Genomic DNA, 1,000 nt, shown 5'->3' with positions numbered 1-1,000 from the left:
TGTTTTGTTCCTCTAATTGAAAAATTTAATGATACATATGGGCATTATCCCAAATATCCAGTTGCCGATGCCGGCTACGGTTCATATAATAACTAGCCCCTACTTTTATAATTTATCTTATTTTCTAAATAAAACTCTTAATAATTTTGCAAAGGATAACTTTCCTGTTGCAGCCGCTGCTGCTGTAGCTGCTGCTCCTCCTACAACACCTGCCGCAGCAACTGTTTTTGCTGTTTTAGATGCCATAAAGCCTTTTGCTTTTGAATATTTTCCAGTATTACTTTCATCTTCAAAATCACTACTTGTACTATTATCAAAGTCTGAATCAACATCTAATTTATTTTCAGTTTCTTCATCTGTTTCTTCTTCAATTTCATTTGTATCTTCAGCTTCTACTTCATTTACCTCTTCAATTTCATCAACCATATTATTATTTATTTCATCTACATTTTCTACTTGTTATAGATTCAATAACATTATCTACTATAGTATCAGTAATTGGTGGAAGCACAATATTAGTACTATTATCATTATTATTAGAATTATTATCTGATTCCACTATGTTTTCTATAACCTCTACTTCTAATACTGCAGCAGCTGTTGCTCCATTCTTATCTTTTACCGAATATGTAACTTTATAATTACCTGGAGTATTTATATCACCGGGAGCAGTATATGTTACTCTATCTTTCAGATCACCCTCTTCATAATCATAAGCAATATCTACATAATCAAGTAAATTTATCTTATCAGTATTATTTATAGTTATCTTATTATTGCTTAAAACAATTACTGGCACATGATTTTCATTTACTATATTCTTTGAAACATTAACGTATCTATCAACTATAGTTTCATTGCCATCACTATCAATAACTTTATATTGAATTGTATGTTTTCCTACAGAAAGCTTACTTAAATCAATATCTGGATATATTATATTAGATCTATAATAGTGCAAAAATGCTTGAATAATTTTACAACTGAATAAAATAAAAAA

The 1,000-nt window shown here is 29.1% G+C and carries 2 protein-coding genes; both read right to left on the bottom strand.

Features of this window, described 5'->3' with window-relative positions:
- Positions 1-117 precede the first annotated feature (117 nt).
- Positions 118-426: a hypothetical protein gene (locus tag BM384_RS17185; RefSeq protein WP_090015509.1), complete on the bottom strand. Its 309-nt coding sequence runs from the start codon at positions 424-426 to the stop codon at positions 118-120.
- A gap of 13 nt (positions 427-439) precedes the next feature.
- Positions 440-1,000 (bottom strand): immunoglobulin-like domain-containing protein (locus BM384_RS17180; RefSeq protein ID WP_139232172.1); only part of this gene is annotated, 561 nt, incomplete at its 5' end.

This window comes from Clostridium sp. DSM 8431, assembly GCF_900116755.1.
In the GTDB taxonomy this organism is placed as follows: Bacteria; Bacillota; Clostridia; order Clostridiales; family Clostridiaceae; genus Clostridium.
Note: the sequence above shows the minus strand (reverse complement) of the source record. Positions and strands in the feature narration are given on the sequence as shown.

Coding starts and splice junctions, on each gene's coding strand:
- BM384_RS17185 (WP_090015509.1), bottom strand. CDS start 426: ATGGTTGATGAAATTGAAGAGGTAAATGAAGTAGAAGCTGAAGATACA.